General features: G+C 66.4%; 22 protein-coding genes, 1 tRNA gene and 1 riboswitch. Of the genes, 12 read left to right on the plus strand and 11 right to left on the minus strand.

Features of this window, described 5'->3' with window-relative positions:
* Nucleotides 1–80: 80 nt before the first annotated feature.
* Nucleotides 81–389 carry a hypothetical protein gene (locus EHH60_RS24285; protein ID WP_124162056.1) on the minus strand — a complete coding sequence of 103 codons (309 nt, stop codon included), beginning with the start codon at nucleotides 387–389 and terminating at the stop codon, nucleotides 81–83.
* 253 nt (nucleotides 390–642) lie between these two features.
* On the opposite strand from EHH60_RS24285, the gene EHH60_RS24290 reads away from it, so the two are divergent.
* A complete protein-coding gene (locus EHH60_RS24290; protein ID WP_124161947.1) occupies nucleotides 643–1698 on the plus strand; it encodes a polysaccharide deacetylase family protein in 1056 nt (351 codons plus the stop codon).
* A 68-nt stretch (nucleotides 1699–1766) separates the two neighbouring features.
* Here EHH60_RS24290 and EHH60_RS24295 read toward each other — a convergent pair whose 3' ends face one another.
* The 5 genes from EHH60_RS24295 to EHH60_RS24315 all read right to left on the minus strand — a co-directional run bounded on the left by EHH60_RS24295 (nucleotide 1767) and on the right by EHH60_RS24315 (nucleotide 6343).
* Entirely contained in the window at nucleotides 1767–2159 is a 393-nt protein-coding gene (locus tag EHH60_RS24295; RefSeq protein ID WP_124161948.1) for a hypothetical protein, read from the minus strand.
* Nucleotides 2160–2306: 147 nt separating this feature from the next.
* A tRNA-Thr gene (locus EHH60_RS24300) sits at nucleotides 2307–2382 on the minus strand.
* 99 nt (nucleotides 2383–2481) lie between these two features.
* On the minus strand, nucleotides 2482–4242 hold the full coding sequence (locus tag EHH60_RS24305) for a heme biosynthesis HemY N-terminal domain-containing protein (RefSeq protein WP_124161949.1): 1761 nt from the start codon (nucleotides 4240–4242) through the stop codon (nucleotides 2482–2484).
* A gap of 50 nt (nucleotides 4243–4292) precedes the next feature.
* Nucleotides 4293–5531: a COG4223 family protein gene (locus EHH60_RS24310; protein ID WP_124161950.1), complete on the minus strand. Its 1239-nt coding sequence runs from the start codon at nucleotides 5529–5531 to the stop codon at nucleotides 4293–4295.
* A 65-nt stretch (nucleotides 5532–5596) separates the two neighbouring features.
* Nucleotides 5597–6343, minus strand: a complete 747-nt coding sequence (locus EHH60_RS24315) for a uroporphyrinogen-III synthase (RefSeq protein WP_124161951.1) — start codon at nucleotides 6341–6343, stop codon at nucleotides 5597–5599.
* 152 nt (nucleotides 6344–6495) lie between these two features.
* Between EHH60_RS24315 and tsaD the strand changes: the two genes are divergently transcribed.
* The 3 genes from tsaD (at nucleotide 6496) to EHH60_RS24330 (ending at nucleotide 9084) form a co-directional block, all read left to right on the plus strand.
* Nucleotides 6496–7569: a tRNA (adenosine(37)-N6)-threonylcarbamoyltransferase complex transferase subunit TsaD gene (gene tsaD, locus EHH60_RS24320; protein ID WP_124161952.1), complete on the plus strand. Its 1074-nt coding sequence runs from the start codon at nucleotides 6496–6498 to the stop codon at nucleotides 7567–7569.
* Between the two features lie 2 nt (nucleotides 7570–7571).
* Complete coding sequence (locus EHH60_RS24325) at nucleotides 7572–8552, plus strand: NAD(P)H-dependent glycerol-3-phosphate dehydrogenase (RefSeq protein WP_124161953.1); 981 nt, start codon at nucleotides 7572–7574, stop codon at nucleotides 8550–8552.
* Between the two features lie 118 nt (nucleotides 8553–8670).
* On the plus strand, nucleotides 8671–9084 hold the full coding sequence (locus tag EHH60_RS24330; protein WP_124161954.1) for an EVE domain-containing protein: 414 nt from the start codon (nucleotides 8671–8673) through the stop codon (nucleotides 9082–9084).
* A gap of 3 nt (nucleotides 9085–9087) precedes the next feature.
* Here EHH60_RS24330 and EHH60_RS24335 read toward each other — a convergent pair whose 3' ends face one another.
* Nucleotides 9088–10191, minus strand: coding sequence for an adenylate/guanylate cyclase domain-containing protein (locus EHH60_RS24335; protein ID WP_124161955.1), 1104 nt, complete (start codon nucleotides 10189–10191; stop codon nucleotides 9088–9090).
* A gap of 101 nt (nucleotides 10192–10292) precedes the next feature.
* On the opposite strand from EHH60_RS24335, the gene EHH60_RS24340 reads away from it, so the two are divergent.
* Nucleotides 10293–10748 (plus strand): SRPBCC family protein, encoded by a 456-nt coding sequence (locus EHH60_RS24340; protein ID WP_124161956.1) that lies wholly within the window; start codon nucleotides 10293–10295, stop codon nucleotides 10746–10748.
* Between the two features lie 11 nt (nucleotides 10749–10759).
* Here EHH60_RS24340 and EHH60_RS24345 read toward each other — a convergent pair whose 3' ends face one another.
* On the minus strand, nucleotides 10760–11926 hold the full coding sequence (locus EHH60_RS24345) for a DNA topoisomerase IB (protein ID WP_124161957.1): 1167 nt from the start codon (nucleotides 11924–11926) through the stop codon (nucleotides 10760–10762).
* 382 nt (nucleotides 11927–12308) lie between these two features.
* Here EHH60_RS24345 and acs point away from each other — a divergent pair, with 382 nt between their 5' ends.
* The gene (gene acs / locus EHH60_RS24350; protein WP_199751907.1) at nucleotides 12309–14255 is read left to right on the plus strand and encodes an acetate--CoA ligase; all 1947 of its coding nucleotides are present in this window, start codon (nucleotides 12309–12311) and stop codon (nucleotides 14253–14255) included.
* A 437-nt stretch (nucleotides 14256–14692) separates the two neighbouring features.
* Nucleotides 14693–15208, plus strand: a complete 516-nt coding sequence (locus tag EHH60_RS24360; RefSeq protein ID WP_124161958.1) for a L,D-transpeptidase — start codon at nucleotides 14693–14695, stop codon at nucleotides 15206–15208.
* A gap of 47 nt (nucleotides 15209–15255) precedes the next feature.
* On the opposite strand, the gene EHH60_RS24365 is transcribed toward EHH60_RS24360, so the two are convergent.
* Both EHH60_RS24365 and EHH60_RS24370 read right to left on the minus strand, forming a co-directional pair.
* Nucleotides 15256–15849 (minus strand): thermonuclease family protein, encoded by a 594-nt coding sequence (locus EHH60_RS24365; protein WP_124161959.1) that lies wholly within the window; start codon nucleotides 15847–15849, stop codon nucleotides 15256–15258.
* Nucleotides 15850–15919: 70 nt separating this feature from the next.
* Nucleotides 15920–16120, minus strand: a complete 201-nt coding sequence (locus EHH60_RS24370) for a DUF1674 domain-containing protein (RefSeq protein ID WP_124161960.1) — start codon at nucleotides 16118–16120, stop codon at nucleotides 15920–15922.
* Between the two features lie 188 nt (nucleotides 16121–16308).
* On the opposite strand from EHH60_RS24370, the gene EHH60_RS24375 reads away from it, so the two are divergent.
* The 3 genes from EHH60_RS24375 (at nucleotide 16309) to purH (ending at nucleotide 21287) form a co-directional block, all read left to right on the plus strand.
* On the plus strand, nucleotides 16309–17655 hold the full coding sequence (locus EHH60_RS24375) for an RsmB/NOP family class I SAM-dependent RNA methyltransferase (protein WP_124161961.1): 1347 nt from the start codon (nucleotides 16309–16311) through the stop codon (nucleotides 17653–17655).
* Between the two features lie 157 nt (nucleotides 17656–17812).
* Nucleotides 17813–19531, plus strand: coding sequence for a heparinase II/III family protein (locus EHH60_RS24380; protein WP_199751910.1), 1719 nt, complete (start codon nucleotides 17813–17815; stop codon nucleotides 19529–19531).
* Nucleotides 19532–19588: 57 nt separating this feature from the next.
* A riboswitch (ZMP/ZTP riboswitch) is annotated at nucleotides 19589–19670 on the plus strand.
* A 24-nt stretch (nucleotides 19671–19694) separates the two neighbouring features.
* Entirely contained in the window at nucleotides 19695–21287 is a 1593-nt protein-coding gene (purH, locus tag EHH60_RS24385; RefSeq protein WP_124161963.1) for a bifunctional phosphoribosylaminoimidazolecarboxamide formyltransferase/IMP cyclohydrolase, read from the plus strand.
* Between the two features lie 56 nt (nucleotides 21288–21343).
* Here purH and EHH60_RS24390 read toward each other — a convergent pair whose 3' ends face one another.
* On the minus strand, nucleotides 21344–22729 hold the full coding sequence (locus tag EHH60_RS24390; protein WP_124161964.1) for an MFS transporter: 1386 nt from the start codon (nucleotides 22727–22729) through the stop codon (nucleotides 21344–21346).
* Nucleotides 22730–22830: 101 nt separating this feature from the next.
* Here EHH60_RS24390 and ggt point away from each other — a divergent pair, with 101 nt between their 5' ends.
* Both ggt and EHH60_RS24400 read left to right on the plus strand, forming a co-directional pair.
* Nucleotides 22831–24582: a gamma-glutamyltransferase gene (gene ggt / locus EHH60_RS24395; RefSeq protein ID WP_124161965.1), complete on the plus strand. Its 1752-nt coding sequence runs from the start codon at nucleotides 22831–22833 to the stop codon at nucleotides 24580–24582.
* Nucleotides 24583–24678: 96 nt separating this feature from the next.
* Nucleotides 24679–25974: an MFS transporter gene (locus EHH60_RS24400; protein WP_124161966.1), complete on the plus strand. Its 1296-nt coding sequence runs from the start codon at nucleotides 24679–24681 to the stop codon at nucleotides 25972–25974.
* The last annotated feature ends 105 nt before the right edge of the window (nucleotides 25975–26079 follow it).

Raw genomic sequence — 26079 nt, forward strand, 5'->3', positions numbered from 1 at the left:
GCGGGGGCTCCCGACTTGACGCCGGGGCACATCGCGAGGGGAGCTGACGATCTCGGTTGCGCGCGCTTACTGCTTGTCTTCTACTGCTTATCCTGGGCGTCAGCGACCTTGCGCGAGGCGCCCTTAGCGAGGTTCTTGTCCATGACCGCGCGGCAGCCGGCGCTTAAGTCAGAGCGATGCTTGATCATGCAGGCCGTGATCTTCGGGATGTTGGGGATCTCAGCCGAGCAGAGGCGGAAGGCATCGCCGGTGCACATCTGCTGCGCCTCGGGCGAGAAGGCGAAGCTCGCGCTCGTCGAAGCGATCGAGACGATGGCGGCAAAGCCCAGAGCCAGGCTGGTGTCGCGGATTCTGCTGGTAAACGACTTGGTGTTCACAGAACTGGTCATTTGAAGCTCCCATTGGCACCGCGCAAAGCGGGCCGGTTGTCGATGGGAGCCACGATGCTCCGGCAAAACCGTTTCCACTGTGATGACGCTCACGGGAGACCCATCCTCTGTGATCCCGGTCACTTTGGCGTACCCCGCTGAAATTCCTCCACAGCCGCTGTCGTGTTGGTGTCACGTTAACTCTTAGTTCGCATTAATGGCTGGTCGCGCGGAAAATTCCGCCAGTTTGGTTGCGTAATTGGAAAGAGTAGCGATGCGTAATGCGTTGGGCCTGATGCTGGCCAGTGTAGTTGCGGCGGTCGTGATCGCCGCCGGCGGTTGGTTTTATTATTCCGCGCGCGCCGACCAGGGCGCTCCCAAGACAGTTGCCGCCCGTGCCGCCGACCAATTGCCGGCACAGGCGAAGCTCGCCGCCAAGGACGACGTCGAGACCACCGCGACCATCGCTGCCAAGCCGGCGGCAGCCGCTCCGGCACCTGCGCCCGCCCCGGCCATGCCGATGCAGCCGAAGCAGGCCTGCGCCAATCCGAACGCGTTGGGCGTGTCCCGCGTGGTCGAGATCGACACGACGGGCGGCCCCGGCTTCGGCTTCGAGCACTTCAAGCAGTTCGACTTCCTGACCGACAAGGAGGTCGTGTTGACCTTCGACGACGGTCCGTGGCCGGTCAACACGCCCGCGGTGCTGAAGGCGCTCGCGGACGAATGCACCAAGGGCCTGTTCTTCTCGGTCGGCAAGCACGCGACCTACCATCCGGAAATCCTGAAGCAGGTGCTGGCCCAGGGCCACACGGTCGGTACGCATACCTGGTCGCATGTCAACCTCAACAGCAAGAAGTTGACGGAGCAGCAGGTCAAGGACGAGGTCGAGAAGGGTTTTAGCGCAGTGCGGTTTGCGCTCGGCACCAATCCGGCACCGTTCTTCCGCTTCCCGCAGCTTCAGCACAACCCGGCGATGGTGAGCTATTTCGGCACCCGCAACGTCGCGATGTTCTCGACCGAGATCGACTCCTTCGACTTCAGGAAGGGCGCGACGCCGGAGAAGATCGTCGAGACCGTGATGACGAGGCTGGACAAGCTCGGCAAGGGCATCATCCTGATGCACGATTTCCAGAAGAACACGGGCCTCGCCCTGCCGACGCTGCTCGCGCGGCTGAAGGCGGGCGGCTACAAGGTCGTGCAGATGAAGGCCAAGGCGAGCCTCCAGACGCTGCCGGAATATGACGAGGCGCTGATGAAGGACATGAAGGTGCCGACCGCAGGCACGAACACGCGCCCGATCGCGAGCGTGGTGCAGACGGTCTCGCAGTAAGCGCGATCACCACTTCAAGAACGCCACGGCCGGGCTTTTCGCCCGGCCGTTTGCTTTGAGCGAGCGGCTTACCAATAGATGCCGTGGCGATGCAGCTCGCTGATGATGCGGCGCTCGGTCCAGCTGCGCTTGGGCTTCGGCTTATCCGACCTTGCCGCGCTCTTGGATGCGGGCTTGGCCGTCGTGACCGGCGCAGAGGTCGCGGGTGTGGTCACCGTCGGATCGGTCGCCGCAGCCGGCGCGGAGAGCGACAATGCCGGCGGACGATCGGAATATTTCGGAGCCTCGGTGGCCGGCGCGGCTTCGCTGACCCGCGTCGTCACACTGGTCGTTGATGAGGTCGTGGTTTGCGACGCGGAGCTCTGTTCGCCGGCAGCGGCCAAGGATAGACCGCGGGAGCCGCCGGCCTGGGCGGAAGCAGAAGCCAGCAGCATGGTGGCAACCAGAATGAACTTGCGCATGTGAAGTCTCCCTGTATTGGCGGGACAGGATGTTAGGGGAACCGCGCCGGAGATTACGTGATCACGATCACTCAGCCGAACGCGCCCTGATGCAGGCTCATGCGCCAGTCAATCGGAGCGCTCAGGGGATCCGGTGAATTTGAGCGCTGGTGCCGCAAGAGGGATTCGAACCCCCGACCCCGTCATTACGAATGACGTGCTCTACCGACTGAGCTATTGCGGCGACCCTGCCGGGACCTGGGTGATGCCGGCCCCGATACGCGCGCTCCTGATATCGGGCATGACCCGAATTGGCAAGGACAAGCGGGAGGCGAAATGCGCTTCACGCGCCCCAGCGGGACCAGAAGCCGCGCCAGCCGCCGGCCTGGGCCTTCGGCGTGCCGATTTGTTCCGTAAATTCGTCGCTCGGGCCGTCGTCGTCGATTCCGGGGTCATCCGGTGCGCGGACGATCGGGATGACCGCCTGGAAAGGCGCCGATGCCGGCTTGCCGAGGTCGGCCCGGGTTCGGAATACCGGCGTTTCGGCTTGCTGCGATGATTCGGCCGGTGCCGACGCCGGATTCACCGGCTCGGGCGGCGTAACCACCGGCTCCTCCTTGGCGGATTCCCTGGCAAGCTCTTGGGCCTGGGGGGGTGAATTGTCCTGGGCGGCCGGCGCCGGCACCGGGGCCGTCATCGGAGGTTCCACCGGGCCGTCGCTGGGAGCCGCCGTCACCCGCTTCGGCGGCGGAGCGGCCAGCATGGCCTCCTCGAAGGCCGAGGATTCGATGGTGGCGCCCCTGTCCGAAGGCAGGCTCGCGACCGGTGTCTGCCACAGGAACGCATCGAGGCGGCCGGTGACCGGGGAGACCGGACGCCAGCGGTCGCTGACATAGCCGTCCGCCGTCCAGGCGGGATCGAGGCGGGCGCGCACCGCGCGCAAGGTCCAGGCGCGGGCGCGGCCGCCGTCGCCATGCTCGGTGCGCTCGATCTCGGCCATCAGCAGCGCGACGCGCTGGGTCGGATCCTTGAGATAAGGCGCGAGCACCTCGCGCGCGCGGGCGAACTCCGAGGCTTCGATCGCAGCGCGTGCGATCGCGAGCTGTCCTTCGATATGACCGGGCTTGTCGGCTGGCGTCTTCGCGGCGAGGGTCTCGACCCGCTGCAAGCGGTGCCAGGCGGTATCGCCGAGCTTCACATGCGCATAGGCATCCGCGAGATCGGGATGCGGATTGGCGAGCCAGGCGGCTTCCACCAGCTTCATGGCGCGGCGCACCTGATGCGCCTCGCTCTCGAATTTTGCCGCGAGCACCGCCGCCGGCACCAGGGTCGGCGCGAGCTTGATCGCCTCCATCACGCTCTCGCGCGCGACGTCGCGATCCATCGTTTCCAGCTCCAGCGCGCGCGCGGTGAGAAGCACGCCGCGCTGCCGGCGATAGGCCTGCTTGTCGAGCAGGCCTGCGGACCGATTCGAATCGAGAATCGCGAGTGCGCCGCTCCAGTCGCCGCGCGCGCAGCGGAAGCCGAGCACCGCATGCGAGGCCCAGGTCGACGACGGCGACAGCTTGATCGCCTCCTCCGCGATCATCAGCGCGCCGACCGCATCGTCGGCGCGCTGCGCCTCGATGAACAGGCCGCGCAGGCCGAGCAGCCGCGTGTCCTCGCGTTCGGCCATCACGCGGAAGACGCGCTGCGCTTCGTCGCGATTGCCTTCGAGCTGCGCCGACTGCGCGTGCAGCAGCAGCGCGAGCGGATCGTTCGGCGCATCCCGCCGTGCCGCGTCGGCGTGACGGCGGGCCAGCGCGGAATCGCCATGGCCGATCGCGAGCAGGCCGTGGGTGATGGCGTGGCGGCCGCGAGCCTGACGCTTTTCGTGGCGACGGCGGCGCAGACGCCCCGGCGTGCGCCAGATCATCGTCAGGATGCTCCAGACCAGCACGACGGCCACGGCAAACAGGCCAAGCAAGAACACGAACCGGGGCAGCGTCGTCGAGATTCTGAAACCACTCGCGGTCAGGACGAGATCGCCGGGCTGGTCGGCAACCCAGGCCGCGCCGGCTGCTGCCAGTGCGATCAGGACGAGAAAGAGGACGATGCGAAGCATGGCGATCCCTATACGCGCCGATTGTTGCGCGAACCTTTACTGACGAACCTTTACTGAAGAGGCTTGACCGGATCGGATTTGGCGAGATCCGCCATGGCATCGTCGGCGAATTTGCGGGACGCGGCGAGCGCGGCGTCGCGGGCATCGGCTTTGTCGAGCCAAGCCTGAGCCGGGGCACGATCGGCCTCAGGCAGAGCCTTGAGCTCGCGCCGCGCTTCTGCGAAGTCGTTGCGAAGCGCAGCCGCCGTCATCCGCGCAACGATGGCGCCACGATCGTTGCCGACCCCATCGGTACGCTCGATGCGGACGAGTTTTGACGCGCCGGCCTGGAGACGCTCGACAATGCCGGCGTCGCTCGCCGGAGCTTCAGCCGGCGGCGACAGCTTCGGCACGATGTTGAGGAGCTCGCGGCTCAATGCGACCGGCGTCGGAATGCCGGACGACGCAAACGCGTCGAGCGGCTTCAGCATATCGGGCTTGGTCGCCAGCGACCGCGCCGCGGCCAATTGCGATTGATAGGGATCGCCGTGGCGAACGGCGACGTCGAGCAGGGCCGCCGCCACCACGTTGCGCAGCGGCTTGTCGTCCACCGTCATGGCAGCGGCGATCTTCTGGCCCTGCTGCGCGAGTTCGGCGCGCTCCGTCTTGCTGGCGCGCTCGAGCTGGGCGATGCGGTCGATGACAGCGGCAAGATCAGGCGCTGCAGCGGGCGACGTCACCTTCACGTCGTTCAGGGCGCTCGCAGTCTTGTCGGACTGCGCACGCAGACCGGCAATGTCGCTGCGCAGGCTGCTTGCGGATTTCTCCAGCGCGTCGATCCGCGCCGCCATGGCCGGATCGGCTGCGAGCCTGCCCGCCCTGGCTTCGACCGCGGCAACGCGTGCGCTCAGCGCATCGATTGTCGCACTGGTGACCTCAGGCGCGGCCGGCGGCGCCTGCACCGCGGGCCAGCCCAGCATCCAGCCGACCGCGATCACGACCGCGGCTGCGACAGCGCCGGAGAACGGCGCGATGACCCAGGGGGAAATCGGCGCCGACACGGGTGCGCCCGCCACGGAAACCTGTTCCTCTGCAGGCCCGGACTGCGGCTCGGCCTTGACCTCTTCCGATCCGGGTTCTTCGAACCTGGCCTGCTCCTGCGCGGCATGTTCGGACGCCTCAGGCTCGCCCGCGACCTGCTGCGGCTGCGTCGAAACTTCCGTCGCCTGGAGGTCGATGGTGGGCGGGGTGCGCTTGGTACGACCCGCGTCGGGCGCCAATCCAGCGTCTTCAGGCTTGTCGTCGGCCATCGTGACGGTTCCTCACACTTCCATTACCCGGGTGAACTAGATTGCGTCGGATTCGGCCTGACCTCTTACGCCAAACGGGTGCGCAAAGCACGCTCCAAGGTGTCGAACAAGGCACTTTCGTTCGGCGCTGCGGCCACCAGAACCTGTGACGCGCCGGCCTCGCGCAGCACGCTCGCGACCGCCTCGGACAGGCAACAATGCGGGATCGCCAGTGCCGAGATTTCGACGCCTTCGTCCCGCGCCGCATCCAGGAATGCGCGTGCGCTGCGCCGGGAGTAGTGCAGCACCGCCTCGACGCCATGCGCGGCAAAGCCCTCGCAGACCTCGCGCGGCAGATGCTTGACCGGCGCCATGCGATAAGTGGTCTGCGTGACCACGCGGAAGCCCTCCGCACCGAGTTCGCCGCCGAGATCGCGCGACAGATCGGCGCCCGCGAGATACAGCAGCGTGCTCTTTTTCTTCAGCATCTTGTCGCGCGCGCTCTGCACCACCTTGTCGCGCAAGGACGCAGCATCGCCGCCGGCGACGATCACCTCGGCAAAACCGACCTCGCGCGCCGCAGCAGCCGTATGCTCGCCGACCGCAAACAACGGCAGCTTCAACAGACCGAGCTCCGGCAATTGCGGCGCGATGGCGCGGATCGCGTTGGCCGACGTGACGAGAACGGCACCGTAGGGAGCTTCACTCCCGCCATGGAAGGCGACGGGCTCGAACCTGAGCGCCGGCGCAAGCAGCACCGCATGCCCGCGTGCGCGCAGATTCTCCGCCGTCGCCTCATTGTCGGGATGCGGCCGTGTGACAAGAATGGACATCGCTGGTGTTCCCGAACCATTTGGCGGTGACGCATTGACCTGAACGGCTAGAGCGTGACGATTGCGCAATCTGGCCCCGGGATGCTACCGGACGTACCAGAACGCTGCTTTACGGATGGGCGCAAGGGCGCAAATTGGATAACAATTCGCCAATGCTGGTGCTGGGCATAGAAACCACCTGCGACGAGACCGCCGCGGCCGTGATCGAGCGCGCGGGCGACGGCAGCGGCAGGATCCTGTCCAACATCGTGCGATCGCAGATCGAGGAACACGCCCGCTTCGGCGGCGTGGTGCCGGAAATCGCCGCGCGCGCGCATGTCGATCTGCTCGACGGCATCATCGACCGCGCCATGCGCGAGGCCGGCATCGGCTTCGCCCAGCTCGATGGCGTCGCGGCCGCCGCGGGGCCGGGCCTGATCGGCGGCGTCATCGTCGGGCTGACCACCGCGAAGGCGATCGCGATGGTGCACGACACGCCGCTGGTCGCGGTGAACCATCTCGAAGCGCATGCGCTGACGCCACGCCTCACCGATGGAATCGAGTTTCCCTATTGCCTGTTCCTCGCCTCCGGCGGCCACACCCAGATCGTCGCGGTCACCGGCGTCGGACAATATGTACGGCTCGGCACCACGGTCGACGACGCGATCGGCGAGGCCTTCGACAAGGTCGCGAAGATGCTGGGACTGCCCTATCCGGGCGGACCGCAGGTCGAGCGCGCGGCGGCAGGCGGCGATGCCACGCGCTTTGCGTTTCCGCGGCCGATGCAGGGACGCCCCAATGCAAATTTCTCGCTGTCGGGATTGAAAACGGCGGTGCGCACCGAAGCGAGCCGGCTGGCTGAGCTCACGCCGCAGGACATCAGCGATCTCTGCGCGAGCTTTCAGGCCGCCGTGCTCGACTCGACCGCCGACCGACTGAGCGTCGGCTTGAGACTTTTCCGCGAGCAGTTCGGCGCGCCGCACGCGCTCGTGGCCGCCGGCGGTGTCGCCGCCAATCAAGCGATCCGCGGCGCTCTGCATGACGTTGCAAGGCAGGCCGGGACGCAACTGATCATGCCGCCGCCGGCGCTCTGCACCGATAACGGCGCGATGATCGCCTGGGCCGGCGCCGAGCGCCTCGCGCTCGGCCTGACCGACACGATGGAGGCGCAGCCGCGCGCACGGTGGCTGCTCGACGCCAACGCGACGGCACCGGCAGGTTACGGCAATACCCGGGCGGGATATTAGCGATGGCCGCGCTGCAATCCGTCGCGGTGATCGGCGCGGGCGCCTGGGGCACGGCGCTGGCAACGGTGGCAGCGCGAGCCGGGCGGAGCGTCACGCTGTGGGCACGCAATGCGGAGCATGCCACGCGGATTGCATCGAGCCGCGACAATCCCCGGCTGCCCGGCGTGCGGCTTGCTCCGGAGATTGTTGTCACGGGCGAGCTGGCGCTCGCCGCGCGCGCCGACATGCTGCTGATCGCAACGCCTGCGCAGCATCTGCGCGGCGCGGTCAACATGCTGGCCTCGCACCTTGCAAGGCCGGTACCGATCGTCGCCTGCGCCAAGGGCATCGAGCACGGCACCCACAAGTTCATGACCGACGTGATCGCCGAGGCCGCGCCGCATACGCAGCCGGCGATCCTGTCGGGCCCGAGCTTTGCCGACGACGTCGCGCGCGGCCTGCCGACGGCAGTGACCCTGGCGGCAAGCGATGAGGCGCTGGCGCGCGCGCTTGTGCAGGCGCTGGGCTCGCCGACGTTCCGCCCCTATCACTCCACGGACATCCGGGGTGTCGAGATCGGCGGTGCGGCCAAGAACGTGCTGGCGATCGCAGTCGGCATTGCGGTCGGGCGCAGGCTCGGCGCCTCGGCCCAGGCTGCGCTCACGACCCGCGGCTTTGCCGAGCTGACGCGCCTTGGCCGCGCGCTCGGCGCGCGTAGCGAGACACTCACCGGCTTGTCCGGTCTCGGCGATTTGATCCTGACCTGCGCGAGCCCGCAATCGCGCAACTTCGCGCTCGGACTCGCGCTCGGGCGCGGCGAGCAGCCTCCCGCCGGCAAGCTCGCCGAGGGAGAGTTCACGGCACCTGTCTTGATCGAACTCGCAGCTTCGCAAGACATCGAGTTGCCGGTATCAGAAGCGGTCGCGGCGATCCTGAGCGGCCGAAGCACGATCGATGCCGCGATCTCGGGATTGATGACGCGCCCCTTCAAGGCAGAGGAATGACGTCTTCTCGTCATGCCCGCGCTTGTCGCGGGCATCCACGTCTTGATATTGAACTGGCGGCAAAGACGTGGATGGCCGGGACAAGCCCGGCCATGACGAATGGATGGGGCGCGTTGTCATGAACTACTGGCTCGTGAAGTCCGAACCGTCGGTGTGGTCCTGGGACCAGCAGGTCGCGAAGGGCGCCAAGGGCGAGGCCTGGACCGGCGTGCGCAATTTCACCGCGCGCCAGAACCTCGTGAACATGAAGAAGGGCGACAAGGCCTTCTTCTATCATTCCAATGAGGGCAAGGAGATCGTCGGGATCGCCGAGATCATCAAGGAAGCCTATCCCGACCCGACCGACAAGACCGGAAAATTCGTCTGCGTCGACATCAAGGCCGACAAGCCGTTGAAGACGCCGGTGACGATGGCCGCGGTCAAGGCCGAGAAGAAGCTCGCCGACATGGCGCTGGTGAAATATTCGCGCCTGTCGGTGCAGCCGGTGACGGCGGAGGAGTGGAAGCTCGTCTGCAAGATGGGCGGGGTTTAGGAGTTATCCCATCTGCGATATCGGCGCTTGCGGCTCCGGCAGCGTGAACACCTCGCAAGGCGTGGCAATGCCGCGCAGCGAGTGCGATCCGAGCGCGACCAGCGGCATATCCGTCTCGGCAGCGAGTGCGCCCGACACCAACACGGTCCTGCCCAGCGGCTTGCACAATCCTTCGAGCCGGCTGGCAAGATTGACGGCGGGACCGATCGCGGTGAAATCGAGCCGGTTGGCGGCGCCGATATTGCCCCACAGCATCTCGCCGAGATGGAGCGCGGCACCAAAGGACAGTGGCGGCAGCGCTTGCGCGCGGCGCTCCTTGTTGAGATAGGTCATACCTGCTTCGGCTGCACTTGCGGCGCGCAGAGCAGCGTCACAGGCGCGGCGCGGCGATGACTCGAGCACGGGAAAGATCGCGAGCACACCGTCGCCGATAAATTTCAGCACTTCGCCGCCGAAGGCGTGGACGGCCCCGGCGATGCGATCGAACCAAGCGTCGAGCGCAGCGATGACCTCGCCAGGCGGGGAAGTGTCCGACAGAATCGTGAAATTGCGCAAATCCGCATAGAGCCGCGCGGCCCGAATGGTCTCGCCGGGATCGCGCCGTAGAGGTGCCGCCAGCACCCGCTCCGCGCTGCGCTTGCCGAGATAAGCATCCAGGGTTTCGCGCAACGTGGCGCGCGCGGCGAGCACGGCGAGGGGCGTCGCGGCAAAACGCGCCGCCTGGCGCAATTGCTTGATTTCATCCGCGGTGAACGGACGCGGCCCGATCCAGCCGAGCAGCGGCCCATCGGGCCGTCCGACCACGTCTTCGTGCACCTCGCCCAGCGCGATGTCGCGCAACCAGCGGCGGCCGGCGTCGTTGAGCGGATCCGGTGCGAGCCCGCCCGGCGCAAAGCCGAGCGCTTCGATTACCTGGCCACCGTCGGCACGCCACAGCCAGGTACGCTTCGCAATTAACGGATGCGGCACCTCCAGTGTCAGGGCACCCGCCGCGAGCGGCACGCCGTCGGCGAGGAGATGAGCGCCGAGTTCCGCAAGCAGACAGTCCGCCCCGGCACTATCCGAGGCGACATCGACAAGCCAGGCGAGCGTCGGCGCGAGCTGCATGGCTCGATCATGGCGAACGCCCTCCGGGTTTGTCACGGGCAATCCTTGCCGGGCCGCCTTGGCGCGGCCATGTGCCAGTGAGAGGGAAGGGATGATCGCCAATGATCGAACCGTTCATCGTGCGGCGCGAGACCCAGATCGCGGCACCGCGCGCCACCGTTTTCGCGTACCTGACCGACCCCGAGAAGATCTTGAGCTGGATGGGGTCCGACGCCACCACGGAGCCGCATCCCGGCGGACTCTACCTGCTCAAAGGGGTCGGCCCGCGCGGCCGCGTCGCCCGCGGAGCTTTCCGCGAGGTCGTGCCGGTGCATCGTCTCGCCTACACGTTCGGCTGGGAGGATGGCCAGGAGGTGCCGCCCGGCTCGAGTCTGATCGAGATCGACCTGATCGAGCACGACGGCGGCACGCTGCTACGCATGACCCATAGCGGCCTGCCGACCGAAGCGCAGGCAGCCGCGCATGCAACAGGCTGGGCGCATTATCTGGAACGACTCACCACCGCAGCCGCAGGTGGCGATCCTGGTCTTGACAGCGGCGTTTCCAACAAGACCTAGCAACGGGCAGGTCAGACCGCCGCGGTCGCCACCACCTGCGCCAGCAGCTGCTCGCGTCTGGCCTGGGAGCGTTGGCCCTTCATGGTCGCGGCGAAACGCTCGAGGATGCCCTCCTCGAATGCGGTGACGATGGTATCGTGGACGTAGCTCTTGCGGCAGATCGCCGGCGTGTTGGAGAGCTTGTCCGCGGCGGCGCGGATCGCGTCCAGCACCTGCTTCTTGCGGCCGCGCTGGCTCGTCGCCGGCGTGATCCGCGACAGCGATTCCACGACGACGGCCGACGCCATCAGGGTACGAAAATCCTTCAGCGAGATCTTGATGCCGGCGATCTCGCGCAGAAACGCGTTCACCTGCGTGGTGTTGACCGCGCGCACGATGCCGTAGGCGTCGCGATACTGGAACATGCGCTTGCCGGGAACGCCTTGCAGGATACCGATGGCGCGCACCAGCTTGGCCGCGTCGCATTCCTTGCGCACCGCCTTGCCGCCCTTGGCCTTGAAGGTCAGCACGAAGCAATCGTCTTCCAGCGTGACGTTGGACTTCAGCAGCGTGGTGGCGCCGCGGGTACCGTTGAGGCGGGCATAGGATTCGTTGCCGGGGCGGATCGCGGTGCGCGCGATCAATTCGATCACGGCCGAGAGTGCGAACTCGCGCGTCGGCTCGTCACCGGACAGGAACGCCGAAACCTTGCGCCGGATCTTCGGCAGCGCGCCGACGAGCTTTTCCAGACGATGCGCCTTGCGCTGCTCGCGGACCTTCTCCCAGTCGGCGTGATAGCGATATTGCAGCCGGCCGGCGGCGTCGCGGCCCACGGCCTGCAGATGCGAGTTCGGATCGGCGGAGTAGCGCACCTCGCGATAGGCCGGCGGCACCGCCATGGCGTGCAGCCGGCGGATGGTGCGAGCGTCGCGGATATGCGCACCGTTGGGGCGGACGAATGAATAGCCCTTGCCGCGTTTGATGCGGCGGATGGTCAGCTCGTTCTGGTCGCCAAGCCGCAAGCCCAGTTCCTTGGCGAGCGCCTCGACCGTCGCCGGCGCCGTATCGAAGGTTTTTTTGGGGCTGGGACGCCTGAAACCGGACGGTTTCGGCCATTGTCCGAGGGCCTTGGCGAGGGCAATTGCCGCTGGATCGGCTGAAGCGGGCCGCATCGTCCCGAGATTCTGCTGATCCATCATAATGTTAAGCCTTGACCCTGTCTGTTACCGTTCAATGCCGCTGTTCTGAATTTTGTTCCTTGGGGTCTCTCTGGACCCGGGTTGGCCATTTAGGGTGTTCCGAACCGTATTGCGAGTCCCGAATCAGTGAGATGAGGTTTCTAAATACCTCCGCTGGTGCATGAGAGCTCTGCACCGCCCTTGCCCGCGCATCCGGGTAAAAGGCCTGTTTCAGATCTGCGACAGTCGCGGCAGGTCGCCTTGATCCTCCGCATGGCCGGTGGCCCACCGAAGGTCCAGCTTGTGCTCCTTGTCGGGTCCGGTTAGCCCGACGCATAATCAGCCAATGATCAAGTCGGCTCGCCGATCGCTGGCGTTCGGCCTGCCGTATGTGGAGGGAAGCATGTCCGAGAAGATCTACGACGTCCCCGCGGAGTGGGCGAAGCGCGCCTGGGTCGACCAGGCCGAGTACAAGGAGATGTACGCTCGCTCGATCTCGGACCCGAACGGCTTCTGGGCGGAGCATGCCAAGCGCATCGACTGGATGAAGGCGCCGACTAGAATCGAGAACGTCTCGTTCGCGCCCGGCAACATCTCGATCAAATGGTTCGAGGACGGAATCCTCAACGTCGCCTACAATTGCATCGACCGGCATCTCGCCAAGCGCGCCAACCAGACCGCGATCATCTGGGAAGGCGACGATCCCTCGCAGTCCAGGCACATCACCTATCAGGAGCTGCACGACGAGGTCTGCCGGATGGCCAACATCCTGCGCACCCGCAACGTCGGAAAGGGCGATCGCGTCACCATCTACCTGCCGATGATACCCGAAGCCGCCTATGCGATGCTCGCCTGCGCACGCATCGGCGCGATCCATTCCGTGGTGTTCGCGGGCTTCTCTCCGGACAGCCTCGCCCAGCGCATCAACGACTGCCAGTCCAAGGTGATCATCACCGCGGACGAAGGCCTGCGCGGCGGCAGGAAGGTGCCGCTGAAGGCCAATGTCGACGCGGCGCTCGCCAAGGCCGATGGCGTCGACTGGGTCGTGGTGGTCAAGCGCACCGGCGGCAAGGTCGACATGAACCCGACGCGCGACCTCTGGTACCACGAGGCGGCGGCGATGGTGACGACGGAATGCCCGGTCGAGCACATGCACGCCGAGGATCCGCTGTTCATCCTCTACACCTCGGGTTCGACCGGCCAGCCCAAGGGCGTGCTGCACACCTCGGGCGGCTATCTCGTGTTCGCCTCGATGACGCATCAATACGTCTTCGACTATCACGACGGCGACATCTACTGGTGCACCGCCGACGTCGGCTGGGTCACCGGCCACAGCTACATCCTCTACGGCCCGCTGGCCAACGGGGCGACCACGCTGATGTTCGAAGGCGTGCCGAATTACCCGGACAATTCCAGGTTCTGGAACGTCATCGACAAGCACAAGGTCAACATCTTCTACACCGCGCCGACCGCGATCCGCGCGCTGATGCAATCGGGCGACGAGCCCGTGAAGAAGACCTCGCGCGCGAGCCTGCGCCTGCTCGGCTCGGTCGGCGAGCCCATCAATCCCGAGGCCTGGGAGTGGTATCACCGCGTCGTCGGCGACGACCGCTGCCCGATCGTCGACACCTGGTGGCAGACCGAGACCGGCGGCATCCTGATCGCGCCACTGCCAGGTGCGACCAAGCTCAAGCCGGGCTCGGCAACGCAGCCGTTCTTCGGCGTAGTGCCTGAGATCGTCGATGCCGACGGCAAGGTGCTGGAAGGCGAAACCACCGGCAATCTATGCCTGACGCGGTCCTGGCCCGGCCAGATGCGCACGGTCTATGGCGATCACGCCCGCTTCGAGCAGACCTATTTCTCGACCTACAAGGGCAAGTACTTCACCGGCGACGGCTGCCGGCGCGATGCCGACGGCTATTACTGGATCACCGGCCGCGTCGACGACGTCATCAACGTCTCCGGCCATCGCATGGGCACCGCCGAAGTCGAGAGCGCATTGGTCGCGCACGAGAAGGTGTCGGAAGCGGCAGTGGTCGGCTTCCCGCACGACATCAAGGGCCAGGGCATCTACGCCTATGTCACCCTGATGGCCGGCGTCCAGCCGACCGAGGATCTGCGCAAGGAGCTCGTCACCTGGGTGCGCAAGGAGATCGGCCCGATCGCTTCGCCCGACCAGATCCAGTTCGCGCCGGGCCTGCCCAAGACCCGCTCCGGCAAGATCATGCGCCGCATCCTGCGCAAGATCGCCGAGGACGAGCCCGGCAGCCTGGGCGACACCTCGACCCTGGCCGATCCCGCCGTGGTCGACGACCTCGTCAAGAACCGGCAGAACCGGAAGTCGGCGTAAGGACGCTCTCGTGCCCCGGCCGCAGCGCAGCGCTACTCCAGCGATGCGCTGCAGAGCCGGGGCGCATCGTTCCGCGCAACTCAAGAGCTGGGTCCCGGCTCTGCGTCGAGGCGCTACGCGCCGCGCCTTGTCCGGGACACGAGTGCGCGTGTCGCGGCCCCTAGCAGCCAGCGGCCGTTCATATCCTCACGCTCTTGTCAGCGCGCACACCCGCGCGACCGGCATCTTTCCTGGAAAGTGTTGTTTTCAGATCATTTACTTTATTGCGAACATTTCCTTTGTTCCGGCCGCTGGCCGGCCCCTCGCGGCCGCGCGTGGAAACCATCCGGTTAACAGGCGCGGTTAAGAATGAGCGCCAACGAGGGCCGGGCGCGGCGACGATTGCCGGGTTTTGCGTAATTTTTTGGACAAACCATTTGGGGCAAGGGGAAGCATCGATGTCGATGAGGATTGCGGCGGCGCTGGCCGCCACCATCGGGGTTGCGCTCTTGATTTCGACGGCGGCAGAGGCGCGGCCGGAGCTGGTCGGCACGCACCTGGCCGACTATTCACCGGGCACCATCGTGGTCAAAACCAGCGAGCGGCGGCTCTATCTCATCCTCGATAACGGCCACGCCGTGCGCTATCCGGTCGGCGTCGGCAAGGCCGGCAAGCAATGGGCCGGCACGACGAAGATCGAGGGCAAGTATCTCAATCCGGCCTGGGCACCGCCCGCCGAGGTGAAGCGCGACAAGCCTGATATCCCCGATGTCATTCCCGGCGGCTCGCCGCGCAATCCGATGGGCGTCGCGGCGATGACGCTGGCCGGCGGCGAATACGCCATCCACGGCACCAACGTGCCGGGCTCGATCGGCGGCTTCGTCTCCTATGGCTGCATCCGTATGCTCAACGACGACATAACCGATCTCTACGGCCGCGTCTCGATCGGCACGACGGTAGTCGTGACGCGCTGACCGCCAGAATCAGTCGGGATGAACGCTGCGCGTTGCAGCGCGATTTTTTATTGCCAGAAGCGCCAGCCCCGCGCGCACCAGCCGTTGCGATGGCCGCCATTGTAGCTGCGCACATGACCGCTCGCGAGCAGCGTCGCCGAAACGTTGGCGGTGCGCCTGGTGGCCACATCGGCGAGAACGCGACCGTATTTGTCCTGACCAAGATTGTAGACCATCACGCCGCCCTGGCCGAGCAGGTTGCGCAACGCATCGCTGGCGGCCTCGGCCTTGTCCAGCTCGTCCCGGCAGGATGCCTTTATCTCGGGCGCATCGATGCCGCGCAGACGGACGCGAGCGACGAGATCGCGGCCGTCGCGCAGATGCACGCGCGCGAGGAAGGTATCACCGTCGATGGTGCGGACGACCTCGACCGGTTGCCTCACATCGGAATTGCCGGACTGCTGCAGGATGATTTCGGCATCGGGCGATTGTTCGTCACTCACATGCGGGATAGGCCAGATCGTTCCCTGGCGGAAGCCGAGCACGACGGCCGTCACGACGCCGACCACGAACATCCACGGCAACAGTCCGGAGAAGCGACGGCCGAACGGCGAGCCGCTGTATGAAGACCGGTATGGACGGCTGGGATCGAAGCGCGACATCCACGCACGCTAGGGCTGAGTCGGCTGAACCGGCAAGATGGCTTAGGAAGAGCGCGCGTAAAGCGGCGCCTCAAAAGTCCGAAGCGATGCCGTTGCGCTCCCAATCGCCATAACGAGTCGGCTCCGGCCCCTTTGGCCCCTGCACCTCCTTCGGCGCAGCTTCAGCCTGCGCGGCCGCCGCAGCCTGCCGGCGCGCCTCGGCTTCGGCCAACGCCCGCTGAGCGGCCGGCGACAGCGGCTTGCGATCGGGAAGGGAGGGCTGGTCACTCATCTCGGCGGGTTCCTAGCGCAGGATCACGGGAAGTGCGAGGTCCAATAACGCATTGCTGAAATGGTCATTGCGGGCTGCAATCGCGAGGGTCCATTCTTACATTTGGCATATTCGCGTGCCAGAGATCAGTTTCTCGAGGCATGCGCCATTGCGGCGGAACTGCCGCTCGCTCAGAACCTTGCTTCCGCATGCCATCTCAACGTTTCGTCCCTCCATCCGAAGTGCCCGGTCTTGCGGCACGGCGGATTGCCGCCGACATCGTCGACGGCGTGCTGCACAAGCACCGCACGCTCGACGACCAGCTCGACGGCAGCGGCGCGCATCCCGGACTGAAGACGCTGGCCGATCGCGACCGCGCGCTGATGCGCCGCCTCGTCGCCACGGTGCTCCGCCGGCTCGGCACGCTGGGCCATGTGCTGTCCCGCCTGCTCGACAAGGGCATTCCATCCGACGCACCGCGCGCGCAGAGCGCACTCCTGATCGGCGCCGCGCAGATCCTCTGGATGGACGTTCCGGATCACGCCGCGGTCGACCTCTCCGTTCGCCTCGTGCAATCCGACCGCCGCGCCGCGCGCTATGCCGGCCTCGTCAACGCCGTGCTGCGCCGCTGCGCGCGCGAGGGCAAGGGGCTGATCGAGGAGGTCGCATCGCAATCGCTCGACCTGCCACCATGGCTGCTTGCGCGCTGGAGCGCGCATTATGGCGAGGCGACCGCACGCGACATGGCGCTGGCGCTCGGCCACGAGCCCTCGCTCGATCTGACGGTGAAGTCGGATCCCGCACAATGGGCGAGCCGCCTGCATGGCGAGACACTGCCGACGGGAACGGTGCGGATGCTGCTGCACGGTTCAGTGACCATGCTGCCCGGCTTCGCCGAAGGACAATGGTGGGTGCAGGACGCCGCCGCCGCATTGCCCGCCCGGCTGTTCGGCGACGTCAAAGGCAAATCCATTGCGGATCTCTGCGCCGCTCCCGGTGGCAAGACCGCGCAGCTGGCGCTATCAGGCGCGCGTGTCACGGCCATCGACCGCTCGCCGGCGCGGGTGGCGCGGCTGCGCGAAAACCTGGCGCGACTGTCGCTCCAGGCCGAAACCGTCGTTGCTGACGCCGTGGAATGGGCTGGCCCGGCCGAGGCCTTCGACGGTATTCTGATCGACGCGCCCTGCACCTCGACAGGTACGATCCGCCGTCATCCCGACGTGGCATGGCTGCGGCAGGAATCCGATATCGCTGCGCTGGCGGCGCTCCAGCAGCGGCTGCTGCAAAAATCGGTGTCGCTGCTCAAGCCCGGCGGAACGCTGGTCTATTGCACCTGTTCGCTGGAACCCGAGGAAGGCGAGCAGGCCGTGGCCGCGCTGCTCGCCGCCGAGCCTGCGCTTCACCGCGTTCCGATCGAGGCGTCGGAGGTAGCGGGGCTCGACGAAATCGTGACCGCTGACGGCGACCTTCGCACCCTGCCCTGCCATCTGCCGAACGCCGATCCCAAGCTCGGCGGCCTCGACGGATTTTTCGCCGCCCGGCTCGTTAAATCCTGATTTTGCACTGGATTTTGCGATCACGACGCTGATTCGCACCGTTCAAGGTGGTGTCAGACGTCCGATTTTGGGATTAATAAGGATTCGTCGTTAATCCTCTCCCCCTTCAAGGCAAGGCGTGTCGGTCGCTCAACGCAGACATATCTCGACGCTGGTCATGAACCGCTTCGCGCGGAACATGCTCGCGCGCGCGAGCGGCGGTTCCGTTGCGCTGTCGCGGGTCTGGCCCGGCCGCACCGACCGGCTGATCATCGCACCGCACGATTTGCGCACCGCGGACGCGACCCGCGCCGCCGAAATCTATGCCGGCCGCTTCGTCTTCGCCGGCAAGATCGTCAATTGCCACGGCCGTTCGATCTTCGATCTCGAGCCGCCGTCGGAGGATTGGGAGGTTGCGCTGCTCGGCTTCGGCTGGTTGCGTCATCTGCGCGCGGCCGACACTGCGCTGACGCGGGCGAATGCGCGCGCGCTCATCGAGGACTGGATCGCCAACCCCGCCAACAAGCGCCGCCCCGTCGCGCGCCGCGCCGACGTGCTGGCCCGGCGCGTGATCTCGCTGCTGTCGCAGGCGCCGCTGGTGCTGGGCGAGACCGACAACAAGTTCTACCGCCGTTACCTGCGCGCCCTGGCGCGCGAGATCCGCTTCCTGCGCTATACCATGGTCGACATTCCGGACGGGGTGCCGAAGCTCCAGGTGCTGATCGCACTGTGCTATGCGGCCCTGTGTCTCGCCAACCAGGCGCGTCACATCCGCAGCGCCTCGAAGAAGCTCTCCGATGAATTGCAGCGGCAGATCCTGCCCGACGGTGGACACATCTCCCGCAACCCGGGCGCGCTGATCGAACTCTTGATCGACCTGCTGCCGTTGCGGCAGACCTTTGCCGCGCGCAACATCGCGCCGCCGCCGGCGCTGCTCAATGCGATCGACCGCATGATGCCGATGCTGCGCTTCTTCCGGCACGGGGACGGCAATTTCGCCCTGTTCAACGGCATGAGCGCAACATCTTCGGACCTGCTCGCAACGCTGCTCGCCTATGATGACACCCACGGCACGCCGATGGCGAACATGCCGCATACCGGCTTCCAGCGCCTCGATGCCGGCCAGACCACCGTGATCATCGACACCGGCCCGCCGCCGCCCGCCGGCGTCAGCCACGACGCCCATGCCGGCTGCCTGTCGTTCGAACTGTCCTCGGGCATCAGCCGCATCGTCACCAATTGCGGTATGCCGACCACCGGCCGCGACAATTGGCGACCGTTCGCACGCAGCACGGCGGCGCATTCGACGCTGACCTATCACGAGACCTCGTCTTGCCAGTTCGTCGAGATGTCGGCGATGAAGCGGCTCCTGCACGGCGCGCCCATCACCAGCGGCCCCGTCGAGGTCGAGAACTATCGCGAGGTCGTGCAGAACGGCACGCTGCTCACGACCTCGCATGACGGCTATCTCGCCAAGTTCGGGGCAATCCACCGTCGCGTGCTGATGATCGCCAATGACGGCGCGCGCATCGACGGCGAGGACACGCTGTCGCCGCCGCAGGGCGGACGCTTCAAGGGCGCGAATGCCGATTTCGCGCTGCGCTTCCATCTGCATCCGGCCGTGAAGGCGAGCCGGCTGTCGGACGCCCGCGGCGTGATGCTGGTGCTGCCGAACCGCGACGTATGGACCTTCGAGGCACTCGACGACAAGGTCGACCTCGAGGACAGCGTGTTCCTGGCCGGCAATGACGGGCCGCGCCGCACCGCGCAGATCGTGATCCGGCAGGACGCACGGCAAGCGCCCTCGATCCGCTGGAGCTTTGTCCGTTCCAGCGCCTCGCCAGCCGTCACCAACGCCCGCCGCAACGCTCGCCGCGAGCCGGAACTTCCGCTGTAAACGCGCGAATTCGGCGTATCTCCTCGTTGTGAAAACGGACGAAAGCTGCTATCGAGCCCTCGCTCGCGCGACTGGCGACCTTGGATGGAGCACCATCGGGAAGCGCGGGACATAGAAGCCGCGCGCCTGGGCATAGACACTCCCTGAACAGAGGATCTTGCTCATGACTGACCATCCCCGCCGCGTCACCCGCGCCCTCCTTTCCGTCTCCGACAAGACCGGCCTGATCGAATTCGCGAAGGCGCTTGCCGCGCACGATGTCGAGCTGGTCTCGACCGGCGGCACCGCCAAGGCCATCGCCGCAGCCGGCCTCGAGGTGAAGGACGTGTCCGAGCTGACCGGCTTCCCCGAGATGATGGACGGCCGCGTCAAGACGCTGCATCCGAAGGTGCACGGCGGCCTGCTCGCGATCCGCGACAACAAGGACCATGCCGACGCGATGAAGGCGCATCGCATCGCGCCGATCGATCTCCTCGTCGTCAATCTCTATCCGTTCGAGGCGACCGTCGAGAAGGGCGCCGGCTTCGAGGATTGCATCGAGAACATCGACATCGGCGGCCCCGCGATGATCCGCGCCGCCGCCAAGAACCATGACGACGTCGCCGTCGTGGTCGAGGCGCAGGACTATCAGGCCGTGCTCGACGAGCTCGCCGCCAACAACGGTGCGACCACGCTGAAGCTGCGCCGGCGCCTTGCCGCGAAGGCCTATGCCCGCACCGCGGCGTATGACGCCGCGATCTCGAACTGGTTCAACCGTCAGCTCGAGATCGACGCGCCCGACTTCCGCGCCTTCGGCGGCCGGCTGATCCAGTCGCTGCGCTATGGCGAGAATCCGCACCAGACCGCGGCGTTCTACGCGACGCCGGACAAGCGTCCGGGCGTCTCCACCGCACGGCAGCTCCAGGGCAAGGAGCTCTCCTACAACAACATCAACGACACCGATGCGGCCTATGAATGCATCGGCGAGTTCGACGCCAGGCGCACCGCGGCCTGCGTCATCGTCAAGCACGCCAATCCCTGCGGCGTCGCGGAAGGCTCCAGCCTCGTCGACGCTTATCGCAAGGCGCTGGCCTGCGATTCCACCTCTGCGTTCGGCGGCATCATTGCGATGAACCGTCCGCTCGATGCCGACACCGCGCGCGAGATCACCAAGATCTTCACCGAGGTCATCATCGCGCCCGACGCCAGCGAGGAGGCGATCGCCATCATCGGCGGCAAGAAGAACCTGCGCCTGCTGCTCGCCGGCAGCCTGCCCGATCCCCGCGCGCCGGGCCTCACCGCGAAGACGGTGGCCGGCGGCCTGCTGGTCCAGAGCCGTGACAACGCCGTGGTCGACGACATGACGTTCAAGGTCGTGACCAAGCGCGCCCCGACCGATGCCGAAATGCGAGACCTGAAATTCGCGTTCCGGGTGGCAAAACACGTCAAGTCCAACACCATCATCTACGCCAGGGATCTCGCCACCGTCGGCATCGGCGCGGGCCAGATGAGCCGGGTGGATTCGGCGCGGATCGCGGCGCGCAAGGCGCAGGATGCAGCCAACGAGCTGAAGCTCGCCGAGCCGCTGACCAAGGGTTCGGTCGTCGCGTCGGATGCGTTCTTCCCGTTCGCTGACGGCATGCTCGCCTGTATCGAGGCCGGCGCCACCGCCGTGGTGCAGCCCGGCGGCTCGATGCGCGACGACGAGGTGATCAAGGCTGCAGACGAGCACGGCATCGCCATGGTGTTCACGGGCACGCGGCACTTCCGGCACTGACGTCGCTGTCGTTCCCGGGGCGCGCGGAGCGATGCCCCGGAATGACGGTGGTGCAGCTATTGCCGCACCCGCACCAGCAGCCCCAGTCCTGCAACGAAGAACACCACCAGCACGGCCATGCCGGCCTTCTGGCTTGCGGTCACGGCGGTGATCATGCCGATCAAGAGCGGGCCGACGAAGGATGTCACCTTCCCGGTCAATGCGAACAGGCCGAAATACTGCGCGATGCGATCCTTCGGTGCGAGGCGGATCAGCAATGTGCGGGAGGCGGCCTGGAGCGGACCGCCGGCTGCGCCGATCAAGCAGCCCAGCACGAGATAGGCGCGCTCCGCCGCGCTCCAGAACAGGGGAGCGCCTGCTTGCGGCGGTGCGACCTTGACGAACAGGACACTGTCCTTGTCGACCAGAAGGATCGCGGCAACCGAGAGCAGCAGGACCAGCAGACTTCCGGCGATCACGCGCTTCGGCCCGAGACGATCGTCGAGCTTGCCGCCGAGCCATGCGCCGAACGCGCCGGCGATCGCGAGCATGATGCCGAAGGTGCCGATCTGGATCGTGTGCCAGCCGAACGTACCGGCGGCATAGATGCCGCCAAACGCGAACAGCGACACCAGACCATCGGTGTAGATCATGTTGGCGAGCAGGAATGCCGCGAGCGACTTCTGCTTGGGCAGGCCGTTGATCGATCGCTTCAGCTCGGACAACCCTTCGCGCAGCGCCTCGCGCAACGGGCGCTTCGCCGGATAATCCGGCGTGAACAGGAACATCGGCATGACGAAGATGATGAACCATAGCCCGGTCAACGGCCCGGCAGCGCGGTCGCCCTGATGAGTCACGGGATCGAGCCCGAACGACGGCGTGAAGCCGAGCAACGTGCGACCGGTCTCGGGATTGGCGGCGAGGAAACCGAGCACGACGATCAGGCTGACGATGCCGCCGACGTAGCCGGTAGCCCAGCCGGTGCCGGAGAGCCGGCCGATGCGCTCCGGCGGCACCAGGGTCGGCATCATCGCGTTGTTGAAGAGGGTGGCGAACTCCGCACCGACGCTGGCGAGCGCGACCGCGGTGAGCAGCAACGGAATGATGGCGTCATCGCCGGGCTTGCCGATCCACAGCGTGCAGGATGCCACCACCAGCACCGCGCCGAATCCTGCAATCCATGGTTTCCTGCGGCCAGCCGCGTCGGCGATGGCCCCCAGCACCGGTGACAGCAGCGCGATCGCAAGGCCTGCGGCGGCCATCGCAAAACCCCACAACGACTGGCCGGTGGCGGGATTTGGCGCAACGCTGGTCGCGAAATAGGGGGCAAACACGAAGGTCGTGATCAGCGTGAAATAAGGCTGCGCGGCCCAGTCGAAGAAGATCCAGCTGACGACGGCGGCGCGCGGCGGATAGGTCCGCTGCGCGCCGGCCATACGCACATCGGGGGCAATCGTCGTCATCCCGCGGTCCTCATCACGAACAGTTTTGTCCCTCTTGGAGCAAACCGTATAGCATTGCAGCGAGGTGTGTGAACTGGCCCGAGGCCGCGGCGGAAGTTTTGATGATGTCATCATGTTCGACACGGCGGGCATTCTTCGCCTTCATAGCCACTCTGGCGTTCAGTCTCGCTCCCGCGACCGCTCAGGATGCGCGGCGAGGCTATGTGCCGCCCGCGCGCGACACCGTGCGCGCCGTCGCCGCCGAGCACGGCATGGTGGTGGCGCAGGAGAAGTTGTCTGCGCAGGTCGGCGCCGAGATTCTGCGGCGCGGCGGCAATGCGGTGGACGCTGCGGTCGCGACCGGCTTTGCGATGGCCGTCACCTATCCCCGCGCCGGCAATATCGGCGGCGGCGGTTTCATGGTGATCCATTCCGCCGATCGCAACGAAGACATCACGATCGACTATCGCGAGACCGCACCGGCTGCGACCACGCCACAGATTTTCCTCGGCGCCGACGGCAAGCCTGACGCGGCGAAGTCGCGGGACTCCGCGCTCGGCGTCGGCGTTCCCGGCACGGTCGCGGGCCTCGCGCTGGCATTGGACAAATACGGCTCCGGCCGGTTCACGCTGGCGCAACTGCTCGCGCCCGCCATCGCGCTTGCAAGCGATGGTTTCATCGTCAGCGACGACATCGCCGATACGCTGCCGGGCTGGCACAGGCGGCTGGCACGCTGGCCCTCCTCGGCCAAGATCTTCTCGCGGCCTGATGGCGCGCCGCTGGGCGAAGGCGACCGGCTGGTGCAGGGCGACCTCGCCGAAACGCTGTCGGCCGTCGCCGCACAGGGGCCGCGCGGCTTCTACGAGGGGGAGGTCGCCGAGAAACTCGCCAAGGCCGTGACCGATGCCGGCGGCATCATGACGCCGGCCGACCTCAAGGTCTATCAGCCGGTCATCCGCGCGCCGGTGCGCGGCACTTATCGCGGCTATGACATCGTTTCGATGCCGCTGCCGTCGTCCGGAGGCGTGGTGCTGATCGAGACGCTCAACATCCTCGAAGGCTTTCAGCTTGCCGATCTGAAGCAGGGATCGCCGGCATCGCTGCATCTGCTGATCGAGGCCATGAAACGCGCCTATGCCGATCGCGCGCGCTATCTCGGCGATCCCGCCTTCGTCAACGCCCCGATCGAGACGCTCATCGCGAAGGATTACGCCGCCAGGCTGCGCGCGGGCATTTCCGCCGAACGCGCCACGCCGTCGAGGGAGCTCGTGTCCGCTTCTGCCGTACCGCGTGAGGGCAGCAACACGACGCATTTTTCCGTCGTCGATGCCCGCGGCAACGCGGTCAGCAACACTTATACGCTGAACTTCAGCTATGGCGTCGGCCTCGTCGCCGGCGGCACCGGCGTGCTGCTCAATAACGAGCTCGACGATTTCACCGCGGCGGTCGGGGCCTCCAATGCCTATGGCCTCGTCGGTTTCGAGGCAAACCTGCCTGGTCCCGGCAAACGGCCGCTCTCGTCGATGTCGCCGACCATCGTGCTGAAGGACGGCAAGCCGGTGCTGGTGACGGGCTCGCCCGGCGGCAGCCGCATCATCTCGACGGTGCTCCAGGTGATCGTGAACGTTCTCGACTACAAGATGGATGTTGCGGCCGCCGTCGCGGCGCCGCGGCTGCATCACCAATGGTTACCGGATGAGGTGCGCGTCGAGCGCGGCTTTCCCGACGACGTGCTGCTCGCACTGAAGGCCATGGGCCACCCCGTCGTCGAGCCGATGGGGCAGACATCGGCGAATTCGATTCTCGCGACGCCGAACGGATTGCTTGGCGCGGCAGATCTGCGGACGCGCGGTGCGGAAGCGGCGGGGCAGTAGCCCGCTCTCTGCATGGCACGGCAGCGCGCCCCGGCTTGCGCAGGCCGGCGTGCGTGTTACCACCGCCCGGCCAAAGCAATTGCCAAGGAAACGCACATGACCACTGCCGATCCGAGCCAGCGCATCGAACGCGCCGCGATCGAGGACACCAGCCTGCTCGCCTTCTATCGCGACATGAACGCGCCGGAGCGGCGGACGTTCTGGGCCTGCGCGGCAGGCTGGGCGCTCGACGGCATGGACTTCATGATCTACCCACTGGTGATCGGCACCATCATTGCCCTGTGGAAGGTCGATGCGGCCTCGGCCGGCCTTGCCGGCACCGTGACGCTGCTCGCCTCCGCCATCGGCGGCTGGCTCGGCGGCTATCTCTCCGATCATATCGGGCGTGTCAGGACGCTCCAGATCACCATCATCTGGTTCTCGTTCTTCTCGCTGGTCTGCGCCGTCGTGCAGAATTTCGATCAGCTCCTGATCGCACGTGCCGTGCTCGGTCTCGGCTTCGGCGGTGAATGGGCGGCTGGCGCCGTGCTGATGGGCGAGGCGATCCGGCCTCAGTATCGTGGGCGCGCGGTGGGCTCGGTCCAATCGGGCTGGGCGGTCGGCTGGGGCCTCGCGGTGCTGTCGCAGGCGATCCTGTTCTCGCTACTGCCCCCGGAGATGGCCTGGCGCTGGATGTTCGTGATCGGTGCGCTGCCGGCACTTCTGGTGTTCTACATCCGCCGCTCTGTCACCGAGCCGGAGATCGCAGCCGAGGCCCGCGCCAGGCACGCAGAAACGGGCAGTCATCCGAAGCTCTGGGAGATCTTCGCCTTCCCGATCGTGAAGACCACGGTGCTTGCGTCGCTGATGGCGACAGGCTGCCAGGGCGGCTACTACGCCGTCACCTTCTGGGTCCCGCAATTCCTGACCAAGGAACGGCACCTGTCGATCGTCGGATCGACCGGCTATCTTGCGACCCTGATCATCGGCTCCTTCATCGGTTATCTCGTGGGCGCGTGGCTCGCCGACCGGATCGGGCGGCGCAATCTGTTCCTGATCTTCTCGCTCGGAGCCATGGCGGTGGTGCTTCTCTACACGCAGCTGCCGCTGACCAACGAGATCCTCTGGATACTCGGTTTCCCGCTCGGCTTCTTCGCCTCGGGCTATTTTTCCGGGATCGGCGCGTTCCTGACCGAGCTCTACCCGACGCGGCTGCGCGGCTCGGGCCAGGGCTTCTGCTACAATTTCGGCCGCGGCATCGGCGCGCTGTTTCCATTCCTCGTCGGCGCGCTGTCGGCGACGACGTCGCTCGCGAATGCGATCGCGATCTTCGCGGTGGTGGCTTACGCGGTCTTCTTCATCGCCGCCTTCGCGCTGCCGGAGACGCGCGGGCGCGTGCTGTACGCCGATTGATATTCGAATGTAATCCCGGGGCGATGCGAAGCATCGAACCCGGGATCTCCCGCCACAATCTCGAGATTCCGGGTTCGCCCTCGGGCGCCCCGGAATGACTGTGAC

It is taken from the genome of Bradyrhizobium sp. RP6 (assembly GCF_003837805.1).
Classification (GTDB): domain Bacteria; phylum Pseudomonadota; class Alphaproteobacteria; order Rhizobiales; family Xanthobacteraceae; genus Bradyrhizobium.

Coding starts and splice junctions, on each gene's coding strand:
- EHH60_RS24315 (WP_124161951.1), bottom strand. CDS start 6,343: ATGTCCATTCTTGTCACACGGCCGCATCCCGACAATGAGGCGACGGCG.
- EHH60_RS24360 (WP_124161958.1), top strand. CDS start 14,693: ATGTCGATGAGGATTGCGGCGGCGCTGGCCGCCACCATCGGGGTTGCG.
- EHH60_RS24340 (WP_124161956.1), top strand. CDS start 10,293: ATGATCGAACCGTTCATCGTGCGGCGCGAGACCCAGATCGCGGCACCG.
- EHH60_RS24285 (WP_124162056.1), bottom strand. CDS start 389: ATGACCAGTTCTGTGAACACCAAGTCGTTTACCAGCAGAATCCGCGAC.
- EHH60_RS24325 (WP_124161953.1), top strand. CDS start 7,572: ATGGCCGCGCTGCAATCCGTCGCGGTGATCGGCGCGGGCGCCTGGGGC.
- EHH60_RS24335 (WP_124161955.1), bottom strand. CDS start 10,191: ATGCAGCTCGCGCCGACGCTCGCCTGGCTTGTCGATGTCGCCTCGGAT.
- purH (WP_124161963.1), top strand. CDS start 19,695: ATGACTGACCATCCCCGCCGCGTCACCCGCGCCCTCCTTTCCGTCTCC.
- EHH60_RS24330 (WP_124161954.1), top strand. CDS start 8,671: ATGAACTACTGGCTCGTGAAGTCCGAACCGTCGGTGTGGTCCTGGGAC.
- EHH60_RS24345 (WP_124161957.1), bottom strand. CDS start 11,926: ATGATGGATCAGCAGAATCTCGGGACGATGCGGCCCGCTTCAGCCGAT.
- EHH60_RS24375 (WP_124161961.1), top strand. CDS start 16,309: ATGCCATCTCAACGTTTCGTCCCTCCATCCGAAGTGCCCGGTCTTGCG.
- EHH60_RS24310 (WP_124161950.1), bottom strand. CDS start 5,531: ATGGCCGACGACAAGCCTGAAGACGCTGGATTGGCGCCCGACGCGGGT.
- tsaD (WP_124161952.1), top strand. CDS start 6,496: ATGCTGGTGCTGGGCATAGAAACCACCTGCGACGAGACCGCCGCGGCC.
- EHH60_RS24365 (WP_124161959.1), bottom strand. CDS start 15,849: ATGTCGCGCTTCGATCCCAGCCGTCCATACCGGTCTTCATACAGCGGC.
- acs (WP_199751907.1), top strand. CDS start 12,309: ATGTCCGAGAAGATCTACGACGTCCCCGCGGAGTGGGCGAAGCGCGCC.
- EHH60_RS24290 (WP_124161947.1), top strand. CDS start 643: ATGCGTAATGCGTTGGGCCTGATGCTGGCCAGTGTAGTTGCGGCGGTC.
- ggt (WP_124161965.1), top strand. CDS start 22,831: ATGATGTCATCATGTTCGACACGGCGGGCATTCTTCGCCTTCATAGCC.
- EHH60_RS24370 (WP_124161960.1), bottom strand. CDS start 16,120: ATGAGTGACCAGCCCTCCCTTCCCGATCGCAAGCCGCTGTCGCCGGCC.
- EHH60_RS24380 (WP_199751910.1), top strand. CDS start 17,813: ATGAACCGCTTCGCGCGGAACATGCTCGCGCGCGCGAGCGGCGGTTCC.
- EHH60_RS24305 (WP_124161949.1), bottom strand. CDS start 4,242: ATGCTTCGCATCGTCCTCTTTCTCGTCCTGATCGCACTGGCAGCAGCC.
- EHH60_RS24400 (WP_124161966.1), top strand. CDS start 24,679: ATGACCACTGCCGATCCGAGCCAGCGCATCGAACGCGCCGCGATCGAG.
- EHH60_RS24295 (WP_124161948.1), bottom strand. CDS start 2,159: ATGCGCAAGTTCATTCTGGTTGCCACCATGCTGCTGGCTTCTGCTTCC.
- EHH60_RS24390 (WP_124161964.1), bottom strand. CDS start 22,729: ATGACGACGATTGCCCCCGATGTGCGTATGGCCGGCGCGCAGCGGACC.